This is a genomic window from Methylomagnum sp., from assembly GCF_054333355.1.
Genome location: NZ_JBTEKS010000057.1, coordinates 1 through 16,818 on the forward strand (window position 1 = coordinate 1; position 16,818 = coordinate 16,818).

Annotated in this window: 12 protein-coding genes and 1 pseudogene; 5 read left to right on the forward strand and 8 right to left on the reverse strand. The window is 60.7% G+C overall.

Going from position 1 to position 16,818, the window contains the following annotated elements; genetic code table 11:
• Positions 1 to 230, reverse strand: a pseudogene (locus ACXWUF_RS06835) (hypothetical protein); the annotation flags it as partial.
• A 46-nt stretch (positions 231 to 276) separates the two neighbouring features.
• Entirely contained in the window at positions 277 to 1,557 is a 1,281-nt protein-coding gene (gene soxC, locus ACXWUF_RS06840; protein ID WP_458493924.1) for a sulfite dehydrogenase, read from the reverse strand.
• Between the two features lie 823 nt (positions 1,558 to 2,380).
• On the opposite strand from soxC, the gene ACXWUF_RS06845 reads away from it, so the two are divergent.
• From ACXWUF_RS06845 to ACXWUF_RS06855, 3 genes are read left to right on the forward strand one after another with little or no spacing between them, the layout of a single operon-like run.
• Positions 2,381 to 3,265, forward strand: a complete 885-nt coding sequence (locus ACXWUF_RS06845) for a hypothetical protein (protein WP_458493925.1) — start codon at positions 2,381 to 2,383, stop codon at positions 3,263 to 3,265.
• Positions 3,266 to 3,311: 46 nt separating this feature from the next.
• The gene (locus ACXWUF_RS06850; protein WP_458493926.1) at positions 3,312 to 4,025 is read left to right on the forward strand and encodes a rhomboid family intramembrane serine protease; all 714 of its coding nucleotides are present in this window, start codon (positions 3,312 to 3,314) and stop codon (positions 4,023 to 4,025) included.
• Positions 4,026 to 4,028: 3 nt separating this feature from the next.
• Positions 4,029 to 5,525 (forward strand): FAD-linked oxidase C-terminal domain-containing protein, encoded by a 1,497-nt coding sequence (locus ACXWUF_RS06855; RefSeq protein ID WP_458493927.1) that lies wholly within the window; start codon positions 4,029 to 4,031, stop codon positions 5,523 to 5,525.
• A 391-nt stretch (positions 5,526 to 5,916) separates the two neighbouring features.
• Here ACXWUF_RS06855 and ACXWUF_RS06860 read toward each other — a convergent pair whose 3' ends face one another.
• The 4 genes from ACXWUF_RS06860 to ACXWUF_RS06875 all read right to left on the reverse strand — a co-directional run bounded on the left by ACXWUF_RS06860 (position 5,917) and on the right by ACXWUF_RS06875 (position 10,179).
• Entirely contained in the window at positions 5,917 to 6,693 is a 777-nt protein-coding gene (locus tag ACXWUF_RS06860) for a Fic family protein (RefSeq protein ID WP_458493928.1), read from the reverse strand.
• 55 nt (positions 6,694 to 6,748) lie between these two features.
• Entirely contained in the window at positions 6,749 to 8,815 is a 2,067-nt protein-coding gene (uvrB, locus tag ACXWUF_RS06865) for an excinuclease ABC subunit UvrB (RefSeq protein ID WP_458493929.1), read from the reverse strand.
• A 220-nt stretch (positions 8,816 to 9,035) separates the two neighbouring features.
• Positions 9,036 to 9,275 carry a hypothetical protein gene (locus ACXWUF_RS06870; protein WP_458493930.1) on the reverse strand — a complete coding sequence of 80 codons (240 nt, stop codon included), beginning with the start codon at positions 9,273 to 9,275 and terminating at the stop codon, positions 9,036 to 9,038.
• Positions 9,276 to 9,309: 34 nt separating this feature from the next.
• Positions 9,310 to 10,179, reverse strand: a complete 870-nt coding sequence (locus ACXWUF_RS06875; RefSeq protein ID WP_458493931.1) for an Rpn family recombination-promoting nuclease/putative transposase — start codon at positions 10,177 to 10,179, stop codon at positions 9,310 to 9,312.
• Positions 10,180 to 10,314: 135 nt separating this feature from the next.
• Between ACXWUF_RS06875 and ACXWUF_RS06880 the strand changes: the two genes are divergently transcribed.
• Positions 10,315 to 10,923, forward strand: coding sequence for a hypothetical protein (locus ACXWUF_RS06880; protein WP_458493932.1), 609 nt, complete (start codon positions 10,315 to 10,317; stop codon positions 10,921 to 10,923).
• 160 nt (positions 10,924 to 11,083) lie between these two features.
• Positions 11,084 to 12,262, forward strand: a complete 1,179-nt coding sequence (locus ACXWUF_RS06885) for a pyridoxal phosphate-dependent aminotransferase (protein WP_458493933.1) — start codon at positions 11,084 to 11,086, stop codon at positions 12,260 to 12,262.
• A 287-nt stretch (positions 12,263 to 12,549) separates the two neighbouring features.
• On the opposite strand, the gene ACXWUF_RS06890 is transcribed toward ACXWUF_RS06885, so the two are convergent.
• On the reverse strand, positions 12,550 to 14,142 hold the full coding sequence (locus tag ACXWUF_RS06890) for a GTP-binding protein (RefSeq protein WP_458493934.1): 1,593 nt from the start codon (positions 14,140 to 14,142) through the stop codon (positions 12,550 to 12,552).
• Positions 14,143 to 14,966: 824 nt separating this feature from the next.
• Positions 14,967 to 16,490: a polyamine aminopropyltransferase gene (locus ACXWUF_RS06895; RefSeq protein ID WP_458493935.1), complete on the reverse strand. Its 1,524-nt coding sequence runs from the start codon at positions 16,488 to 16,490 to the stop codon at positions 14,967 to 14,969.
• Positions 16,491 to 16,818 lie beyond the last annotated feature (328 nt).

Genomic DNA, 16,818 nt, shown 5'->3' on the forward strand with positions numbered 1-16,818 from the left:
GTGCCGCGACCGGGCGGAAGGCCGCTGCCGTCAGGAAAGACGTTGATATTTTGGGCGGCGATTTCCGTTGGGGTGGCGGGGTGGCCTAGCTGCGGGCCTTCAGTGGCGGCGGTGGCGGATGTTGCCAGCCCCGACAGCAGCAAAGCTAGGCTGTAGGTCGGGCTTAAGCCCGACCTACAGTAGCGCGTAGGTTGGGCTGAGGAACGAAGCCCAACGATTCCTTTACCCACATTCGTTGGGGTTCCTTCGTCACCCCAACCTACGGCGTTGAGTTTCTCACGCATACACATGGCTCAAACTCCCATCGGTGGCCACCGCCCAAGCCACGATGGCGTTGTAGTGGAAATACCCATGACGGCCCCGCTCATTCACCAGCACCGAGCGCTCCGGCTGCACATAGCCGGTCTCGTCCACGGCGCGGCTCTTCAACACCCGGGGCGAGCCATCCCAACGCCAAGGCAGCCGGAACCGGGTGAAGCATTTGGACAGCACCGGCTCCTGTAGCGCCGCTTCCGCCCAGGTCTTGCCGCTGTCGGCGGAGACCTCCACCCGCGTGATCCGGCCCCGCCCACTCCACGCCAGCCCGCTGATTTGATACAAGCCCGGCCCGCGCAGCCTGTGGCCCGGCGATGGATAAATAATCAGCGACTTGGCTTCGATGAGGAAGGTGAACTGCCGCGCCTTGCCCGACGGTTGCAACTCGGTGTACTTGGCCGTTTCGTTGCGGGCCATGACCGGCTCCTTCGCCACTTGCAGCCGCCGCAGCCATTTCACGTTCAGCACCGCTTCCCAGCCGGGCAGGATCAGCCGCAGCGGATAGCCGTTCTCCGGGCGGATGCGCTCGCCGTTCTGGTACAGCGCCACGAGGGTGTCGTCGAGGGCTTTTTCCACCGGGATGCTGATATTCATGGCGGCGGCGTCGGCGCCCTCGGCGATCAACCAGCGGGCGTCCGGCAGCAAACCCGCCTCGTCCAGCAGGGTGGACAGCGGCACGCCGGTCCATTCGCTGCACGAGGCGAGGCCATGGAAATAACCCACCGGGGTTTGAATCGGCTCCTCGTGCCAGCCTGCGTTGCTGTTGCCGCCGCATTCCACGAAGCACAGCCGTGACACCAGCGGATAGCGCAGCAGGTCATCCACGCCGAAGCTGAGTGGGTTCTTCACCAGGCCGTGGATGAGTAGTCGGTGCTGGTCCGGGTCGATCTGCGGCACGCCGTTGTGGTGGCGCTCGAAATGCAGGCCGTTGGGGGTGACGATGCCTTCCAGCGTGTGCAGCGGCGTCCAGGAAATGCCGTTGCCGGGCGCGGCGGAATTGGCGGAAATCCAGCGGATGGCTTCCTTCTCGTGGGGCGAGGGCTGGCCGTAGTTGCTGAACGGGGCGCCGGGAGCTTTCATCCAGGACGGCGGTTCCTCGGCCAGCGCGCCGGGCACCACGGCGGCGAGTCCGGCCCCCACGCCCAAAGTCAGGCCGTGCTTGAGGAACAGCCGACGGTCGAGTAGGCCACCCTTGGCGGCGGGTTGCCAGTCGTCGGGGTTGGGGGGGGTGTCAGTGGTCATTTTGGCTTTTCGGTAAAAATGTGATGGCGAAGGGCAACCCTCCGCGCCTAGCCGTTGAATACCGCCGTCAATTCCTTGGCGTCGGTTGGGGTCCGCCAATAACTCGTCCAATCGATCCGCGTGCGCACTGTCGTCAAAAGCCGCCCGTTTTCTCCCTCTCCAGCGGGAGAGGGTTGGGGTGAGGGGGATTTAAACGGGATTTTTCTAAATCCCTCCAACATGCTGACCAAAAACCTCAGACCGGGGCGACCATCAGCGTTGTCTGAACGAAAAAACCTTAATTTTGACCCCCTCACTCTAACCCTCATTGCCATTAAGTTAAGCCGGTCTGGAGTCCGAACTTTAGTTTGGACAAGGGCTTAAGCCGTTGAAAAACATCCAAACTAAAGTTCGGACTCCAGCGGTCACTGCGCTCGGTTTTCTTAACTTAATGGCAGTGACCCTAACCCTCTCCCGCTGGAGAGGGGACCAAAGCCTCGTTTCAAGATAGCGCGATTACTCTGGGGAAATCGTGTTCGACCGCGTCTTTCCAAGGGTTGTCGTAATCGTCATCGGTGTTTTCCAAAGCCATTGCTCCGCGCTTCGAACCGGAATCCGGTGCCATGATTTTTGTCCGGCAAGCATACCGCCAGTTCGGAACGGCGGCGATGGATTCCCGCGTGAAAAAGGGGTTCGCCCCGCTGGGTGGAATGGGTTAGATTTGATGCTCATAACCCATCACCCGCAGGAGTTTTCACCCCATGCCATCCATCCCGATTGTCTTTCCGCCGGACCCCGCCCCCGCCATTTTCGCCGCGTTGGCTGGATAGGGTAGGGGACCGCCATGCGCGAATTCGCTGTTTTTATCATGCGCAGCCCATGGATCGCCGGACTGGTGGCGGGGCTGCTGGGAGTTGTGGCCCTCAAGGTGCCGCCGTTCGCCATCCTGAGTGGCGCGGTGGTGGCCTTGGTGGCGCTGCGGAGAGGCTGGCCCTATGGCTTGATGGTGGCGGTGGGGGCCGGGGCGTTGGTCGCGGCGGGGTGGTTTGGGGTGGGTTCCCGGCCTGGGCTGGAATTCCCGCTGGTGCTCGCCCTCTGGCCGCCCCTGCTGGTGGCGACGGAAACCCTGCGCCGCACGGAATCCCAAGGGATGGCCCTGCTGGTGGTGGGCGGGGTGATCGCTATTTATGCCGTGGCGATGCACGCCGTGACCGGCGACGTGGTGGCCTTCTGGCACGAGTGGCTGAAGCACGCGGTCACGGGCGTGCCGGGCGCCACGGTGAAGGGCTTCGAGGAGAACGACACCTTGCGGTTGATGAATGGCTTCCTGGGGGTGCTGTACGGGCTGAGCCTAATGCTGAGCTTGCTGTTCGGGCGCTGGCTGCAATCCCTGGCCTATCACCCCGGCGGCTTCGGCCCGGAATTCCAGCGGTTGCGGCTGTCCCGGCTGGTGTTGCTGACGGTGGTCGCCATCATCTCGGGGGCGGGCGCCTGGAATCAAATCCTGGTCGCCGATTTGTTCATGGCTGGCATCCTGGTCTATTTCTTCGTCGGGCTGGCGGTGATTCACGGCGTGGTGGCCATGCGCGGGTTGCCAGCGGGATGGACGCTGCCCATTTATATCGCCCTTATTTATTTCCCCCAATTCGTATTGGCCGGTCTAGCCCTGCTGGGTGCCTTGGATACCTTCGTCAATTTCCGGGCACAAAAGGCCAAGCCGTCAGTCTGAGATTCGGCTTTTCGACACCATCCCAACAAAACTAAGGAGCCGATCCGTGATTCCCTACCGCGACAATATTCCTCTGCGCCACACGCCGTGGATGACGTGGACGCTCATCGTCATCAATGTCGCCGTCTTTGCTTACGGCGAGATGCTGTCGACGGAATCGCTGCGGATTTTTCAATATCTCCACGGCTTGGTGCCGGCCCGGTTCGCGTTTCCCGACTGGGCGGCGCGGGCGGGCTTTCCGGCGGGGGATTTCACGCCGTTCGTCTCGCACCTCTTCATGCACGGGAGTTGGATCCACATCGTGCTGAACCTGTGGCTGCTGTGGATTTTCGGCGACAACGTCGAGGACCGCATGGGCGCGGTGCGCTTCCTGGCGTTCTATCTGGTGTGCGGGATGGCGTCCGGGGCCGTGCATGTCTACACCAACCCGCAATCCATCATTCCCGCCATCGGCGCGTCGGGGGCCATCGCGGGCGTGATGGGGGCGTTCTTCTTCCTGTTTCCCTACGCCCGGATTGTGATCTGGGTGTTCTTCCTGCCCCTGTTCGTCGAGGTGCCCGCCATCGCCTTCCTGGGCGTGTGGGTCATGATCCAGCTCTACAACGTCACCACGGGGCTAGTTGTGTCCGCCAATCCTTATGCCGACGTGGCGTGGTTCGGGCATTTGGGCGGGTTCATCATCGGGATGCTGGCCTATCGGTTATTTCTGCTGCCGGATCGCAACGGCGAGGGCGATTCTCCTTTTCACGAGCAACCCTAAGCCATGGCTTACAAAATCCATTCCTCAGAGCTAGTGCTGCACGCCATCAACCGCCGCCAATTCATCGCCTCGTTACGGAAGTATCTTCCGGCGGAGTCCGTGCTGTCCGATCAGGAAGACCTGCGCCCCTACGAGTGCGACGCCCTGTCCGCGTATCGCGAACTGCCCTGGCTGGCGGCCTTGCCGGAAACGGTGGCGCAGGTCCGCGCCGTGTTGAAGCTGTGCCACGCGAACGGCGTGCCGGTGGTGGCGCGGGGCGCGGGCACGGGGTTGTCGGGCGGGGCATTGCCGGTGGCGAATGGGGTGCTGCTGAGTTTGGCGAAATTCAACCGCATCTTGGCGCTAGACCCGGCCAACCGCACGGCGCGGGTCCAGCCGGGGGTGCGCAATCTGGCGATTTCCGAAGCCGCCGCGCCGTTCGGGCTGTATTACGCGCCCGACCCGTCCTCGCAAATCGCCTGCACCATCGGCGGCAATGTGGCGGAGAACTCCGGCGGCGTGCATTGCCTGAAATATGGGCTGACGGTGCATAACGTGTTGGAGGTCACGCTGGCGACCATCGACGGCGAGTTGCTGACCATCGGCGGCGCGGGGCTGGATGCGCCCGGCTATGACCTGCTGGCGCTGGTGTGCGGCTCGGAAGGCTTGCTCGGGGTGATTGTGGAGGTGGTGGTGAAATTGTTGCCCGCGCCGCCCCGCGCTCAAGCTTTGTTGGCGGCGTTCGACAGCATTGAAGGCGCGGGCGCGGCGGTGGCGGCGGTGATTGCGGCGGGGCTGGTGCCAGCGGGTTTGGAGTTGATGGACGCCATCATTCTTCAAGCGGTGGAGGCGTTTCTGCATCCCGGTTATCCGGCGGGTGCCGCCGCTGTGGTGCTGTGCGAATTGGACGGCACGCCGGAACAGGTGGAATCGGACATTGCCAAGGCCGAGGCGATTCTCGCTGAAAACGGCGCGCTGGAAGTCCGCCGGTCGCAGAGCGAGGCCGAGCGCAAGGTTTTCTGGGCCGGGCGGAAGGCGGCGTTTCCGGCGCTGGGTCGATTGGGTTGGGATTATTACTGCATGGACGGGACGATTCCGCGCCGCCGGTTGGCCGAGGTATTGGGGCGGATTGGCGAATTATCGGTGGAGTATGGGCTGGGGGTGGCGAATGTTTTCCATGCGGGGGATGGCAATCTGCATCCGCTGATTATGTATCAGGCTAATGAGCCGGCGCAGTTGGCGCGGGCCGAGGCGCTGGGCGGGCGGATTTTGGAGTTATGTGTGGCGGTGGGCGGCACCGTGACGGGGGAGCATGGCGTGGGTATGGAGAAGCTGAATCAAATGTGTGTGCAGTTTCATAGCGCGGAATTGGCTCAGTTTTTCGCGGTGAAGGCGGCGTTTGATGCGAAGGGTTTATTGAATCCGGGGAAGGGGGTTCCGACCTTGCATCGGTGCGCGGAGTTCGGGGGGATGCATGTGCATGGGGGGCGGTTGGCGTTTGGGGGGTTGGAGAGGTTTTGAGGGAGAGCAATGGTGGGATAAGCGGGCGGTTTATATGGCATTTTTGCTGACTAACTCACGTTAGGCGTAAATAATCAGCACGGTAGGCTGGGTTGAGGAACGAAACCCAGCATTCCCGGCGAATAAGCTGGGTTTCTGCAAAGCTCCAACCCAGCCCACCGGGATAGTTTTCGGAGTAATTAGGACGGGAAGCTAGGGCCGTAGGATGCGCTGAGGAACGAAGCGGTTCCTGTCGTCACCGCATCCTACGGGCTACGGGCTGAGAGGTTTCAATCGTATCGAGCCGAGGGAAGCTAGCCTGTAGGCCGGGCCTGTAACCATGCCGGACCAATATAGCCGCGTAGGTCGGGCATGTATTCCTTCTATGCCCGACCTACGTCACTGGATAGATTTAGGTCACTCGCGCCGCCTGCCTCCGATATGCCTCCGCCACCAACTCGGTCGAAGCCCGCCAACATTCCCGGCAAAACTCCGTAAACCCCGCCAACCGCCCCGGCTCGGGCAGCAAATCCACCCCGGCCCGCGCCGACCCGGCACCCAGATCATAGGTGTGGAGCAAATCCAGATACTCCCGCCGCCGCGTGTGGTCGATGACAATGAGCGGCAAAACCGCTTTCAGCACTGGCAGATTCGCCAACAACCGGGCCAACCGCCCATTGCCACCGGAGAACGGATGAATGCGGACGAAACCCACATGCAGCCGGACATAGGCGGCAAGGGCACCGTCGGAATCGCCGGATCGAGCCGCCGCCAGGGCCGCGTTCAACCCATCCAACCAAACCGCCATCAGCCCCGGCGTATCGGCGGGCGTGGCGGCGTGGGTGCCATTGGACTCCCGCTTCCAGGCACCGACCGGGCAATACAGGTCGATGACGATTTCGGTTTGCACCGCCCGATGCAGGGCTAACAGGTCGCTATCGGTGATGGGATCGGGCCGGTCCAACCATTCGTATACCAAGTCGACGGCCCGCGCATGGCCGACCACTTCCTGGTGATGCTTCAGCGGCTTGCCCGAGACGGTCAGCCCTTCCTCGATGACGAAGGCGGTTTCACCCAGGGTGAGGGTGTTGCCTTCCAGGGCCGTGCTGGTATGGGTCCACAGGTTCCGCAATTGCGCCAGAAAGGCGGCGCGGAGGTCGCGGTCTAAGTCGGGGAAGAGGGGATTCATGATAGTTGAGAAGTGTAAAGACCGACTCGGTTTTAAAAACCGAGTCGGTCTAGTTCTATTCGGGACCGGCAAACACTTCCGCCTGGATCCGCTTGATCTCGTCCCGCAACCGCGCCGCTTTTTCGAACTGCAATTCGCGGGCGGCGGCGTACATCTTCTCTTCCATCTGCTTGATGAGCTTGGCCGCGGCGGCGGGCTTGACCGCTTTGTAGTCGGCGCTAGGCTCGGCCACCTTGCGTGACGCTTTCTTGGGGCTACCCGGCCCGGCACCGGGGATGGCGACTTCCAGGATGTCGGTGATGTTCTTGACGATGGTCTTGGGTGTGATGTTGTGGCGCAGGTTGTAGTCGATCTGCTTGTTCCGGCGGCGCTCGGTTTCTTCCAGGGCGCGCTCGATGGAGCCGGTCACTTTGTCGGCGTAGAGGATGGCCCGGCCATGAACGTTGCGGGCGGCGCGGCCCATGGTCTGGATGAGCGAGCCGGTGGAGCGCAGGAAGCCCTCTTTATCCGCGTCGAGGATGGCGACCAGCGAGACCTCGGGGATGTCCAGCCCTTCCCGCAACAGGTTGATGCCCACCAGCACGTCGAATTTCCCCAGCCGCAAGTCACGGATGATCTCCACCCGCTCCACCGTCTCCACATCCGAATGCAGGTAGCGCACGGCGATGTCGTGCTCGAACAGGTACTCGGTCAGGTCTTCCGCCATGCGCTTGGTGAGCGTCGTCACCAGCACCCGTTCCTGCTTGCGGATGCGCTCGTGGATTTCCGACAGCAGGTCTTCCACCTGATTGAGCGCCGGGCGGATTTCCACCTGCGGGTCCACCAGGCCGGTGGGCCGCACCACTTGCTCCACCACGGCGCCGGAATGCTTCTGTTCATACGGACCTGGCGTCGCCGAGACGTAGATGCGCTGCGGGGCGCGGGCCTCGAATTCCTCGAATTGCAGCGGGCGGTTGTCCAGCGCCGACGGCAGCCGGAAGCCGTAATTCACCAGGGTTTCCTTGCGGGAGCGGTCGCCCCGGTACATGGCCCCGAGCTGCGGAATGGTGACGTGGCTTTCGTCCACCACCAGCAGGGATTCCGCCGGGAGGTAGTCGAACAGCGTCGGCGGCGCCTCGCCCGGCCCTCGCCCTGAGAGGTAGCGGGAGTAGTTCTCGATGCCGGAGCAATAGCCCACCTCCAGCATGATCTCCAGGTCGAACAGGGTGCGCTGTTCCAGCCGTTGCGCCTCGACCAGCTTGTTCTGGTCGCGCAGTTCATCCAGGCGGAGTTTCAGGTCGGCCTTGATCTGGTCGATGGCTTCGAGGATTTTCTCGCGGGGCGTGACGTAGTGGGTCTTGGGGTAAACCGTGTAGCGGGCGATGCGGGAAATGATCTCGCCGGTGAGCGGATCGAACAGGGACAGCCGCTCGATTTCGTCGTCGAACAACTCCACCCGCAGGGCTTCCTTTTCCGATTCCGCCGGGTAGATGTCGATCACCTCGCCCCGCACCCGGTAGGTGGCGCGGCGCAGTTCGGTGTCGTTGCGGGTGTACTGCAACTCGGCGAGGCGGCGCAGGAGCTTGCGCTGTTCCATCAGGTCGCCGCGCACCAAGTGCAGCACCATTTCGAAGTACGAGGCCGGTTCGCCCAAGCCATAGATAGACGAGACCGTCGCCACGATCACCGTATCGCGCCGCTCGATCAGCGCCTTGGTGGCCGACAGGCGCATCTGCTCGATGTGCTCGTTGAGGGAAGCGTCCTTCTGGATGTAGGTGTCGGAGGAGGGGACGTAGGCTTCCGGCTGGTAATAGTCGTAATAGGAGACGAAATACTCGACGGAATTCTCCGGGAAGAACTCCTTCATCTCGCCGTAAAGCTGGGCGGCCAGGGTCTTGTTCGGTGCCAGGATCAGGGTCGGGCGCTGGAGGGCTTCGATGATGTTGGCGACGGTGAAGGTCTTGCCGGAGCCGGTCACGCCCAGCAAGGTCTGGTGCAACAGCCCGTCGCCCAAGCCTTCCAGCAATTGGCGGATGGCCTCCGGCTGGTCGCCAGCGGGCTTGAAGCGGCTACGCAGGCGCAGGGGCTTGCCTTGGGTGGGGGAGGGCGGGACGGCTTCGTCTACGAGGGGTTTGATGGGCATGGATGTTTTTGCCAGAACGGTATGTGGCGCTCGCGATGGCCCGGCGGTTCGAGAGCCAGACTGGCGCCGACGATGTTTATTGAAACAACTTGGCTAGGTTCTGTTGACGTAAGCACAAAAAGGGTCAGGGAGCCTAGTGCTTTGTCAGCCATTGAATGACGTGATAGGTGTAGGTCGGGCAGGTATTTCCTGCCCGACGCTTAGGCCAGACCGCTTTCACTCAATGTCCCCAAACATCATCCAGCGAGCGGGCGTCCAGTAGGCGGTCGGCCCATAACAGCAGGGTAGCGGCATCCGCTGTAGCGAGGCGGCGCTTGGCACTGTCGGAGAGTGGGCCAAAACGGTGTTCGAGAAGGCAACGCAGCATGTTAGCTTCGCCGACGGCTTCACCCTCACTAAACACCTGCTGGTAAAACTTGGTTTGCTTCAGGTCGCTTTCGCTGAAATTGAAGTTGAACATGGCTTGAATTTCCTCACCTGAATAGTCGGGGCACTCAGTGGCCCCAAACTTCATCCAGTGAATTAGCATCGAGCAGACGCTTGGCCCATAGGCGGAGTGTCGCGTCATCGGCAGCGACGATTCGTTGCCGGGTTTTCGGGGATAGCGGCCCGAATCGGTGTTCAAGCAATAGCGCAAACATGTCGGCCTCGCCTTTAATTTTGCCCCTAGCTTCGCCCTTGGCTTCACCTCTGGCTTCGCCGGTGGCTTCGCCCTCCCCGAATACTTGTTGATAAAACTTGGTTTGCTTCAATTCGGTTTCGTTGAAATTGAACATGGCCTGTATTTCCTCCCGTGAGAATTTCGGCAGTTTATAAACCAGGATGGTTTCCAGCAAATCCAGCCAATCAATCCCGTCATCGGGATGCTGGCGGCGGTGGGTCTGAATCCGTTCGACGATGGCCTGAATCTGCGGTTCCTTCGCCAGCACCAGGGCGATGAGCCACAGCTTGGGATTGGGGCTGTCCAGCAGCGCCAAGCGGCTCAGGTAAACCCGATGCAGGTTGGGCAGATGCAGGAACGGTTCCGTCCCGCCGTCCACCCGCTCGGTGGCTTCATCCGGGTAGAACACCACCGCCCGCCACACCGGCACCGGCGAATATTGACGCAGATAGACCAGCATTTCGCCCACGAAGCGGAGGTAGAAGCCGTCGTCCGGCTGGGCCTGGGCTTCCACGAAAATCACCGAGGCGTCGGGCCGGTCGGCGGGTGGCAACAACACGCCGTCCAGGCGGAACGCGGTCTGTTTGACCTCGACGGACACGAAGCGGTAGCGTTCCGGCTCCGGCACGGTCAGCCCGGCGAGTTCCAGGGCTAGGCCGGGATCGGCTTGGAATAGGCGGTAAAACAGGCTGTCGGTTTTCATGGGAGAGGCTTTGATTAGCGCTATCGCGAACCATAAATTACCCTATCATATTCCACGGTAGGTACTCCTTTCTGATTTTTCATCCGCCGCATCCGCAGTAACATGGCCGACAGCCTTATTTTCTTGGAGGGACGCATGAAACCGCACGCCTTGCCTTGCGGCGAATCGCAACCGGAGGGCCAATGGCAGCCGCGCCGGGTGTTGCTGTTCTCCGGCCACATGGTCGATGCGCCTGACCGAGCGACGCCCCGCTTCCCGCCTGACAAAGTGCCGCTGGCTGAAGTCGCCATCGCCAAGGTCTTGGACGAGCTTCAAGCCGGTCCCGATGACTTGGCCATCACCCAAGGCGCCAATGGCGGCGACTTGATTTTCGCCGCCGCCTGCCAGGAGCGCGGCGTCAGGCTGCAATTGCTGCAACCCTTCCCGGAAGCCGAATTCATCCAGCACTCCGTCGCCCTGACGGCGAATGAGTGGCACGACCGCTATCTCGCCGTCAAAGCCAAGCTCGACCTACCCATCCGTTGTATGCCCGAGGAACTGGGCGATTCGGAACGCAATCCCTACGAGCGCTGCAACCTGTGGCTGATTGATAGTGCCTTGGCCTACGGGCCGGACAAAGTGCGGTTCATTTGCCTATGGAACGGCGCGGGCGGGGATGGCGTGGGGGGCACCCAGCACATGATGGACGAGGTGGAAAAGTGCGCCGGACAAGTCATTTGGCTCGATACCCGGCGCTTGTGGTGAACGCCTTCGGGCGGCGGGGGGCGTGTAAATCCTGCCCGGAAAAACACCATGCCCTCCACAATCCGCAGGGCGGACTCGACAGCCTTCCCCCGCATGGCTATTCTCTGCACCCGCCAGCGATCCGCTGCCCTAAATTCACCGCACTCACGTTACCCGACCCATGAACATCCAACTTTCCGACCGCGTACAGTCCATCAAGCCGTCCCCCACCCTCGCCGTCACCGCCCGTGCCGCCGCCATGCGTGCCGCCGGGAAGGACATTGTGGGCCTGGGCGCCGGTGAGCCGGACTTCGACACCCCCGACCACATCAAGCAGGCCGCCATCAAGGCCATCCAGGATGGCTTCACCAAGTACACGGCGGTGGACGGCACGCCCGGCCTCAAGAAGGCCATCGTCGCCAAGTTCAAGCGGGAGAACGGCTTCGACTACGAGCCGAAGCAAATTCTGGTGTCCTGCGGCGGCAAGCAGAGCTTCTACAACCTGTCCCAAGCGCTGCTGAATCCCGGCGACGAGGTCATCATCCCCGCGCCGTATTGGGTGTCCTACCCCGACATGGTGCTGCTGGCCGGCGGTGTGCCGGTCATCGTCGAGGCGGGCCAGGCGCAGAAATTCAAGATCACCCCGGCCCAACTGGACGCCGCCATCACCGCCAAGACCCGGCTGTTCGTCATCAACAGCCCGTCGAACCCGACCGGCATGGCCTATAGCGCCGACGAGCTGAAGGCGCTGGGCGAGGTGCTGCGCCAGCATCCCGACATCATCATCGCCACCGACGACATGTACGAACACATCCTCTGGAACGGCGACTTCGTCAACATCCTCAACGTCTGCCCGGACCTGTACGACCGGACCATGGTCCTGAACGGCGTCTCCAAGGCGTACTCCATGACCGGCTGGCGCATCGGCTACGCGGCGGGTCCGGCCAAGCTGATCGAGGCCATGACCAACATCCAGTCGCAAAGCACCTCGAACCCGACCTCCATTTCCCAGGTCGCCGCCGAAGTGGGTTTGAATGGCGACCAGGCCTTCATCGGTGAAATGGTCAAGGCGTTCAAGGCCCGCCACGACTATGTGGTGCGCGAGTTGAACACCATCCCCGGCGTGGAGTGTCTGGAAACCGACGGCACGTTCTACGTGCTGCCCAATGTCCAGGGCGTCATCGACCGGCTGGACGGCATCAGCGACGACTTGGGACTGGCGGAATACCTGATCGAGGGCGGCGTGGCCGTGGTGCCCGGCTCGGCCTTCGGGGCGCCCGGCTGTATGCGGTTGTCCATCGCCACCAGCAGGGCGAATCTGGAGAAGGCGCTGGACCGCATTAAGCAAGCCCTGGCCTGACAATCATTATTTCGGGGCGGTTTCGCGCCGCCCTTTGATTGAAAGGGATAACCTCCGTGAAAAGAGGTTATCCCTTTTTATTTGTCGCCGTATCAAATAAATATGATCAATGTAGGGTGGGTTAGGCACCCGCTAGGTGGGGTTTGATATTGCTTCGCGGTCTACCGTGTGCCGTAACCCACCGCCTTAATCGGCATGGTGGGTACGGCACACGGCGAAGCCCACGGGAATATTGGTTTCTCGTCACATGCGCCTAACCCACCCTACGTGCTACTTACTGAATAATCCTATCCCCCCACCGCCCGCAACCTAGCTTTAGGTTCCGACGCTTCAGTCAAAGTGTCATTGAAAAACCTGACTATATCCAAATACTCCCTGGGGTCAAGCTGGGTCACGGGATAATAGGCATCCTGACTGGCAAGATGATTACGGTAATCATCAAGCCTCAGCCCCGTGCCTTCCTTATAATGGGTAATGCCCACCATGACCCGCAGACTGCCGAGCGCTGAACGATAAAGATTCAAATAATAATCCAACTCCGCCAAAGGATTTGCCTCGGTATTATTAATCAGAATCAACAAAGCCCACGCCCCCCGGCAAAGGATTTCCCCCATGAACTCAAAGCGCTTCTGGCCGGGCGTGCCATATAACATCAGCTTCATATCCTCAAACCGGGTCTCGCCATAATCCATCGCCACCGTGGTGCTGGCCTTTTGTTCGGAGACATAATCGCTGGGGCGGGTTTCGGTGGTCAGCGGGGAGAAATCGCTCAACTTGGTGATGGCGGTCGTCTTGCCCGAGCCGATGGTGCCCGCGATGACGATTTTTATATGCTGTCCGCGAGGGCTGGCGAAGGGCTTGAGGAGATTATAAAGTTGGCGGCGAGCGGCCAGGCTTTTCTGGGATTCCCGCTGGGCTTGGTCGTTGCGAACCACCAAATCGAGCAGGGCACAGGCATTGTGGAAGTCGACCATTTGCCGCCCCGACAGACTATTCTGAGCGGCAATATCCGTGAGTTGCGCCCCCCTGAGGCTCATCCATTTGGAAATATCCAAATATTCCTGGTAATAACTCAAACGGGTGATCTCGGGCCAGTGCTTGACGATGACGCTATCGTCATGCTTGCAACCCGCCAGCAGCCGCCCCCCCGAATTAACCAGGGTCGCGAACCAAGTCAATTCATCCAGGGTATAACGCTTGGCTTTTCTGGCGGTAATTTCTTGGATAAGTCCCGCATTGGGACCAAGCGCATAATTGGAAAGCCGCGAGTAAAAGCTAATGTATCCAACTTTCCGCAGCAATTCCTCGGCAGGAATCCGGGTGACTTGGATGGCTTCGCGCTGGGCAATACATAGGGGAACGGATTTTTCGATGTCCTCGAAAATATAGCAAGCGTCTTCCCCTGGTAAGAGATACAGGCATACTTCCGGGTCTTCTGGCAGTGCTAAAACCCGTCCAACACCATCGGCTCGCGCTTCTTTGATAATGCCTTGAATATAATTCTCTGGGTGATAAGGCTCGTCCGAAATGGAGCGGCCCGTCAGGGATTCCTGCATTCGCAGCAAGGTATTGACCATATTCAATGTCATTGACATGCCCCGGTGGGTTTTTGTCAACGACCATTGCACGCCTTCCGGCAAGGTGCCCGTGCCATAAACCAATATCCTGTCGGCGGGGATCGCCCGGCTTAACTTCTCCCAAAGTAGATTGGACTGTGCGTCGCCCCGCATGATGAATAATAGGATATTGGCTTCGCCGGGTTCGGTTAAACGCCAGCCATTGCCCAGCCAAGCGAAGGCCAAGCGCAAATGCTCAATCATGCCCGGCTCGGTTTTCCATTCCTCGACAGGCGCCACCACGGCCAGTTTCATAGTATTCATGAGATACCCGCCTCAATAGTTTCGTTAATTCTTTCCGCAAGCACCGAATGGCCCAGCCAGTCGAGGCGCACCCGCCTATCTGAAAGCCGCCGCCGTTGTCGTTTCAAAGCCGAATCCGTGAGCGCGGAATTGACCCGCCGCATCGCGCTTCACCCCCCGTGACCTGCCTACAATTATCTGAGGTCCGACAAGGCTGTCAGCAAAATGACCTGGACAAAGCAATTATAGAAAAAAAAACAGAGTAGACAATAGCCGTGCGTCGCTGTGGCCTTGTCGGAAACAAGCCCTATAGCTGGATGGAAGCTAATTTCGCGCCAATCCGTGTCGGAAGAAAACAGCGGAGCATTCGCTCGGCTATGGGATCAGGGCAATCGCGCTATGCCGGGAAGCGGCTGTTTTTTCCCTCTCGCCTTTGGGAGAGGGTTAGGGTGAGGGTGTCAAAACGGGTTTTCTTCCTTGAAGAACCGAGGTCGGGTCTTGTGGTCCGGGTTAGAAAGACCATAAATCCCTGGGTTGGATACCCTCACCCCGGCCCCCCTTCGACGCCGCTCAGGACAGGTCTCCCAGAGGCGAGAGGGGGAAATTCATATAGCGCGATTGCCCTGGCTATGGGATGGGCCGGGGACGACCGGCGAGTTTTTAAGGGCTATGATGTCGCGCATTTTCGTCGCCCCCGGAAGGCCCGCGATTGTGATGACCGGCGATAGATTACAAAAGTCTCTACGATCCGTCAGTGAACTAAGCGACTCCCGGACCCATCATAATTACCCTTTGTTTCTGTGCTTTTTCACGTTTCCGGGGGATGCCAGCCCAAACGAGTTAAGTCATCGGCTTGCGGCACTCCAATCCGCTTCGTGGTAGCCCACCAGCACTTGGTTATCCAGCCGGTTAATATCGGTTTCCATTCGGCCCATGTCCGGCGGGAAGCGGAATAAATCCCGCTGGGTCGGCCCATCCAAAAACCGCAAACCCGGCGGTAATCGCTCGGATGGCCCGAACCCGCTATGTCCCGCCAAAATGAAGCCCCATTCCCCGAAGGACGCGACATAAGCGTGATACGGCCAGGTGTGAAAGCCCACATTCTCTAGTGTATTTACCACACACCAGAAGCTCCGGCGGGCGGTGTAGGGCGAGGTGGACTGAATCACCAACAGGCCGTCGCGGGCCAGATGATGATCAAGCAGCCGATAAAACGCCGTGGTGTACAGCTTGCCCAGGCTGAAATTGGTGGGGTCGGGGAAGTCGGCGACGATGAAATCCCAAACTTCCTGGCTCTCTTCCAGCCACACCATGGCGTCGGCGTTGACCACCCGCACCCGTTTGTCGGCCAACGCCCCGCCGTTCAGCTTGCCCAGCCCCGCCGGGTCGCCGAACAGCCGGGTCATGGCCGGGTCCAGTTCCACCAGGGTGATGGATTCCACGTTCGGATAGCGGAGGATTTCCCGCACCGCCAAGCCATCGCCGCCACCCAGCACCAGCACCCGCCGCGCCTGCGGCAAGGCGGCCAACCCCGGATGAATTAGCGCTTCGTGATAGCGGTATTCATCGCGGGAACTGAATTGCAGATTGCCATTAAGGAACAGCCGCAGATCGTCCGACCAGCGGGTCAACACGATGCGTTGGTAGGCGGTGGTTTCGGCGTGGAGGATTTCATCGCCGTAGAACTGCGCCTCGGCGAACGCGGTCAGCCGCCCCGCGCCGAACAGGCCCGCCAACAACAGCGCCAGCACCACGCCGCATTGCCCGGCCACCATCCGCCACGGGCCGGGCCGGTGGCGGAACAGCCACAGCGTCGCCGCCGCCACAGCGGCATTGAGCAGGCCGAACAGGAACGCGGTGCGGATCATCCCGAGCTTGGGCGCCAGCAGCAGCGGGAACAGCAGCGACACGAACAGGGCACCCAGATAGTCGAAGGTCAGCACCTCCGACACCAGTTCGCGGAACCGCACCCGCTCGTGCAGGATCCGCATCATCAACGGGATTTCCAAGCCGACCAGCGTCCCGACCCCCAGCACCAGCCCATACAGCACCGCCGTGAACGGCGCCCCGCTCTTGGCGAACAGCAGGAACAGCACCGCCGCCGACACCCCGCCCAGGAGGCCCACCGCCAATTCGATCTGGATGAAGCGCAGCACCAAATTGCCGGTGACATGCTTGGACAGCCACGAGCCGATGCCCATGGCGAACAAATAGGTGCCGATGACGGTGGAAAAGCGGGTGATGGAATCGCCCAGCAGATAACTCGCCATGGCCCCGGCGATGAGTTCGTAGACCAGGCCGCAGGAGGCGATGAGGAAGACCGAAGCGAGGAGGGCGTATTTCAAGCGTGACTCTTTGGGTGCGTGGATTTTTCGGAAGGATTATCATCGCGGAACGGCAAATTTGCTCCCTCTCCTTGCGGGAGAGGGCTGGGGTGAGGGGGGAACAAAATGAGAATCAAAGCTTGGCGGGCGAGTATTTGTGGAAAAAAGCTTTTTTAATCCCCTCACCCCACACTCTCTTAGAAGGAGAGGGGGCCAAAATCCGCGCTTTTGGAAAAACCCATCAAACAAAAATTATCCCCCATCCATAGGCGTTCGGCCCGTGCCCCAAGTCCCGGAGACGCTATGCAAGCCATCCCCACGCAGCCCGTCACTGCCATTAAGTTAAGAGATGCCGGGGCGCATCGCCGTTCGC